This is a genomic window from Nocardia abscessus NBRC 100374 (assembly GCF_000308455.1).
GTDB lineage: Bacteria > Actinomycetota > Actinomycetes > Mycobacteriales > Mycobacteriaceae > Nocardia > Nocardia abscessus.
In genome coordinates this window covers 1-2,961 of the sequence record NZ_BAFP01000239.1, presented here as the reverse complement: position 1 = coordinate 2,961, position 2,961 = coordinate 1, and the positions used below count along the sequence as shown (strand labels likewise).

Genomic DNA, 2,961 nt, shown 5'->3' with positions numbered 1-2,961 from the left:
GGCTGGCGGCAGCCGTGGCCGCGGGCGAATGCGACGCCTACAGCGCGGCCGAGCGACTGCTGCCACGGTCGGGGTGAGGCCCGTTGTCAGTCCTGGGGGATACGCACCATCGCTTCTTGGGCGTAGGAGGCCACCAACGTGCCGTCCTCGGTGAGGATGTCGCCGCGGCCGTAGGCGCGGGCCTGCGCGAGCAGCGGACTGTGCTGGCGCAGCAGCAGCCATTCGTCGGTGCGGAAGCGGCGATGGAACCAGAGGGTGTGCGAGGTGACGGCCGACACGAACGCGGTGCCGTTACCGCTCTGCGCGTACCCTTCCAGCGGCAGCAGCGCGGTGCCGATGAGCGTGAGGTCGGTGGCATAGGCGGCCAGGGCGGGCGCCAGCGCCGGATCGACCGCCGGAGTGCGCATCCAGAACTCGAAATCCGGTGCGGCGGTGCCGAGATCGTCCAGGTCCACGGCGGCGCGAGTCTCCCAGGGCAGCAGGTCCCACTCCGCCTTGTGCTCGGCGGACAGCAGTGGGGGCGCCGCCGCGACGGTCTGCCGGTGCGGCCCCTCCTCTTCGGCATGCAGCGAGACCGAGGCCGTCGCCACGACTCCACGGGACTGCTCGGCGACCAGCGACAGCGTGGCGAAGGAGCGGCCCGCGTGGTGGCGGTGGACCCGATACCGGATCGGCTCGTCGGTGCGGCCCTCGCGCACGAAGACCGCGTGCAGGGACTTGATCGACTTGTCCGGGACGCCGGCGGCGGCCGCGCGGACGAACTGGCCCAGCAATTGCCCACCGAACACCCGGCTGTAGGCCAACCGCAGGTTGCGGCCCTCGAAGCGGGCGTCGGCGTCGTCGCCGGCCGGCGTCGCGGACAAGTCGAGGCAAGAGACGAGATCACTCCACAGATCGGGCATGAACCCGAGTGTAAGTCAAATTCTCCACTAGGAGAATACTGTTCTCATCCCCGCGCGAAGCCGTGCGCGCAGAAGTTCCATACTTCGGACGCGGTGATCGGATGCTGCGTCTCGTCGTCGGACGCTCCCGCGGATTGCGCGGTGAACATGACGGTCTGCATGACCATCGCCGCGGTCCGGCGCGAGTTGACCTCGGGCCGCAGCTGCCCCGCCTCCTTGGCGAGATCCATCAGCTCGGTGAACAGCGCCAGCATCGGCGCGTGCGCGACCTTCACGTGGTCGGGGTGTGAGATCAGCAGCTGCGGAGCGAAATCGGTGAACAGCGGACGCTGCGCCGACGGGTCCGGCCGGCACAATTCGAACAGCAGCTCGACGGCGACCTGAAGTTTGTCCAGCGGGTCGGTCTGGCCGTCCGCGGCCGCGCGCAGCTGGTCGGAGGTGCGGCTCAGCGCGTCCTCGAACAGGGCGAGCAGCAGTTCGTGCTTGCCGTCGAACTGCAAGTAGAAGCTGCGCAGGGATTGCCGTGAGCGGTCGACGACCTCCTGCACGGTGAAATCCGTGCTGCCCTTCTCGGTGATGATGGCCTGGGCGGCGTCGAGGAACCGCTGAACGCGCTCTTCGGCGCGCAATTTCGCGGTACGTAGGGAGCGCTCCACGGCGCGCTGCTTCCAGGCCGGTTTCTCGCTCGGGCTGGTCACGGGCGCCTCGGTCCTCGGTCATGTGAAGAGAACATGGATGCACTGTACCGGAGAACGGTGTGTCATCGGGTCCTTGGGTCACCGTGTCCGCGCTATCTACGAGACTACCCTTTCCGGTTCCGAGAATGTTATTCTCGCACCCGATCACGCGTCGGCGCGGAAAGGAGGCAAGCCGTGATGTTCGCGCACACCGCTCCGGCCGGCCTGCCCGCTCTTCGGCGTGCCATCGGCGCCGGGCGCGCGCCCGGTCTGTCCCGGACTCGAGGAGCTCGATTTGTACATCCGCTATGAGGTCGCCGACCGGATCGCCACCATCACCCTCGACCGGCCCGAGGCGGCCAACGCGCAGAACGGCGAGCTGCTCGATCAGCTCGACGCGGCGTGGGTTCGCGCCGCGGAGGACGACGACGTCGCGGTCATCCTGCTGCGGGCGGAGGGAAAGCACTTCTCGGCCGGACACGATCTGAAGGACAAGTCGTGGCCGGACCCGAGCAAGATCACCCTCGACCGCATCTACAAACTCGAGTCGCGCCGCTACCTCGAGTACTCGCTGCGCTGGCGCAACGTGCCGAAGCCGTCCATCGCGGCGGTGCAGGGACGGTGCATCGCGGGCGGCCTGCTGCTGTGCTGGCCGTGCGACCTCATCGTGGCCGCCGAGGACGCGCTGTTCTCCGACCCGGTGGTGCTCATGGGCATCGGCGGCGTCGAATACCACGGACACACCTGGGAACTCGGCCCGCGCAAGGCGAAGGAGATCCTGTTCACCGGCCGGCCGGTGACCGCGGAGGAGGCCAGGCAGGTCGGCATGGTGAACAAGGTGGTGCCGCGCGCGGAACTGGACTCCCAGTCCAGGGAACTGGCCGCGCAGATCGCGACGATGCCGCCGTTCGGGCTGCGCCAGGCCAAGCGCGCGGTCAACCAGACGCTGGACGTGCAGGGTTTCTACGCCGCGATCCAGTCCGTCTTCGACGTGCACCAGACCGGTCACGGCAACGCCCTGAGCGTCAACGGCTTCCCGATCCTGGTCCGGCTGGACGACATGAAGGCCAACATGAAGTAGATCCGGTGTAGTCACCGGCGTCATCGTCTGCCGGAGCGCTCCGGCAGTATTCGCACGGCCCATGCCGCCTCGAAAAGGGACACCGTGACCGTGCGATCAACCGGCGATCGGGCGCGTGCGCGCCCGGCGCCCTCGCTGTTCCCTTTTCCGAAAACGAGGACTTCCATGCGCGATTCCATCCTTCGCAAGACTGTGGCCTGTTGTGGCCTGGCGGTCGTCGCGGCCGCGGTGCTGACCGGCTGCGGTGACGACGAATCGACCAGCTCCGCGTCGAGCACGTCGGCCGTCGCGGCGACCAGCG

The 2,961-nt window shown here is 68.3% G+C and carries 3 protein-coding genes; 1 reads left to right on the top strand and 2 read right to left on the bottom strand.

The window, feature by feature from the left end:
* Positions 1-86: 86 nt before the first annotated feature.
* Together ON19_RS30995 and ON19_RS30990 are read right to left on the bottom strand one after the other, a co-directional pair.
* The gene (locus ON19_RS30995; RefSeq protein WP_043700884.1) at positions 87-902 is read right to left on the bottom strand and encodes an acyl-CoA thioesterase; all 816 of its coding nucleotides are present in this window, start codon (positions 900-902) and stop codon (positions 87-89) included.
* A gap of 44 nt (positions 903-946) precedes the next feature.
* Complete coding sequence (locus ON19_RS30990) at positions 947-1,600, bottom strand: TetR/AcrR family transcriptional regulator (protein ID WP_043700881.1); 654 nt, start codon at positions 1,598-1,600, stop codon at positions 947-949.
* Between the two features lie 274 nt (positions 1,601-1,874).
* On the opposite strand from ON19_RS30990, the gene ON19_RS30985 reads away from it, so the two are divergent.
* Entirely contained in the window at positions 1,875-2,660 is a 786-nt protein-coding gene (locus tag ON19_RS30985) for an enoyl-CoA hydratase (RefSeq protein ID WP_043700886.1), read from the top strand.
* The last annotated feature ends 301 nt before the right edge of the window (positions 2,661-2,961 follow it).

Bases quoted from the DNA above. Each gene is read 5' to 3' on its own strand.
- ON19_RS30995 (WP_043700884.1), bottom strand. From the start codon at position 902: ATGCCCGATCTGTGGAGTGATCTCGTCTCTTGCCTCGACTTGTCCGCG.